Genomic DNA, 1,936 nt, shown 5'->3' on the forward strand with positions numbered 1-1,936 from the left:
TGGGCCAGGGCTTCGTTGATGGCCTGCTGGTAACTGATTTTTCTCGCCATGATGGTGGTCTCTTGTTGTTCTGTGGGGCGTTATGGATAAGCGACGTACACGTCGCTGAGCAGGTCGGCGGGGCTCGGCTTGGGGTCGGACTTGGCCTTGCGCACCGCGTCTTCGATCAGCGCTTCCACGTCGGCATCGATCTGGTCCAGCTGGCTGGCCTGCACCAGGCCCGAACGGGTGGTGCGCTCGCGGAACTGCATCAGGCAGTCGTTGTGCTCGCGGTAATGCTTGACCTCGTCGGGGGCGCGGTAGGTCTGGGCGTCGCCCTCGAAGTGGCCGTAGTAGCGGGTCAGCTTGACCTCGATCAGCGACGGCCCCTCCCCGGCCCGGGCCCGCTCCACGGCGGCGCCGGCAGCTTCGTGCACGGCGAAGAAATCAAAACCGTCCACCGTCACTCCGGGCATGCCGAAACCGGCGGCGCGGTCGGCGATGTGGTCGCACGCCACCGACCAGTTGGAGGCCGTGGCTTCGGCGTAGCCGTTGTTCTCGGCGATGAACAGGCACGGCAGGTTCCACACCGAGGCCATGTTCATGGCCTCGAACACCGCGCCTTCGTTGGAGCCGCCGTCGCCGAAGAACACCACCGACACGCCGTCGGTGCCTTGCAGCCGGGCGGCCAGGGCCGCGCCCACCACCAGCGGCGCGCCGGCACCGACGATGCCGTTGGCGCCGAGCATGCCCTTCTCGAAATCGGCGATGTGCATGGAGCCGCCCTTGCCCTGGCAGACCCCGGTCTTCTTGCCGTAGATCTCCGCCATCATCCCGTAGACGTCCACGCCCTTGGCGATGCAATGGCCGTGGCCGCGGTGGTTGGAGGCGATGCAGTCGTCGTCGCGCAGGTGGGCCATGACCCCGGCGGCCGAGGCTTCTTCCCCGGCGTAGAGGTGGACGAAACCGGGGATCTCGCCGGTGGCGAATTCCACGTGCAGGCGTTCTTCGAATGCGCGGATGGTGCGCATCACCCGGTAGGCGTGGAGCAACTGGTCAGTGGTCAGGGATGTCGACATTTTTATTCTCCAGGGTGTCTTCGGACTGAAGGTTCACGGGGTGTTGCCGGTGATCGCGGTCGATGGCCAGCAGGCGCTGGCGCGCCGCGTGTTCCAGGACCGCGTTGACGTCGATGCTCAGCGGGCCGCCGGCATCCAGGGTGACCGTGGGCCGGTCGTGGGGGTTGAATTCGATCTCGCGCTCGCCATCCAGGGCCAGGGTGCCGGCGTTCAGGCACAGGGGCTGGGGCACATCGGGTTGCAGGTAGCCGGCGTCCAGCACCCCGCAGCCCTGCAATAGGCCGGGGGCCAGGGGCACCAGCAGCGCCTCGGGGGATTGCGGGTCCAGGCGCATCCAGGCGCCGTGGGATTCTTGGCGAGTCACCGGCAACCACAGCCCGCAGAGCGCGGAAATGCCGATGGACTGAGGTTCGGCGAAGGTCACGAAGACCTCGGCCAAATCACTGGCGCGGCTGATGGCCCGGGCGCCGACAAAGGCCAGGGGCGACACCGCCACATCCACCAGGGCCACCTCGCACAGGCCCCGGGACGGCTCGCGCACCAGCAGGCGCTTGTTGCGCCGCAGGGCGATCTCGGCGAGCACCCGGCCGTTGGCGTAGAGCCCACCGGCCAGCCCCGCGCTGGTGGCTTCGCGCAGTTCCGGAAAGGCGTTGTTGGTGCCGGTGGACAGGGTCAGCAGCGGAATATCGCCGACCTCAGCGGCCACCGCCTTGTGGGTGCCGTCGCCACCGAGCACGGCGATCAGCGACACCTCGCGCTCGGCCATCCAGCGCGCCGCCTGGCGGGTGTCCTCGACGCTCTGGCGCAGGGTCAGGTCGAGAAACTCCAGGGCCGGCCAGTGCTGCTCCCGGGCCTGGCGGCTGCGGCTGTTTTTTTGC

General features: G+C 68.1%; 2 protein-coding genes. Both read right to left on the reverse strand.

Going from position 1 to position 1,936, the window contains the following annotated elements; genetic code table 11:
• Window positions 1-80 precede the first annotated feature (80 nt).
• Entirely contained in the window at window positions 81-1,058 is a 978-nt protein-coding gene (locus BLX41_RS05385; RefSeq protein WP_072444785.1) for a thiamine pyrophosphate-dependent dehydrogenase E1 component subunit alpha, read from the reverse strand.
• The coding region (locus BLX41_RS05390; RefSeq protein WP_259744446.1) for an NAD(+)/NADH kinase at window positions 1,036-1,936 on the reverse strand (901 nt) is incomplete at its 5' end. The genes BLX41_RS05385 and BLX41_RS05390, both read right to left, overlap by 23 nt.

Origin of the sequence: Pseudomonas protegens, assembly GCF_003732485.1 — a bacterium.
GTDB lineage: Bacteria > Pseudomonadota > Gammaproteobacteria > Pseudomonadales > Pseudomonadaceae > Aquipseudomonas > Aquipseudomonas protegens_B.

Bases quoted from the DNA above. Each gene is read 5' to 3' on its own strand.
- BLX41_RS05385 (WP_072444785.1), bottom strand. From the start codon at position 1,058: ATGTCGACATCCCTGACCACTGACCAGTTGCTCCACGCCTACCGGGTG.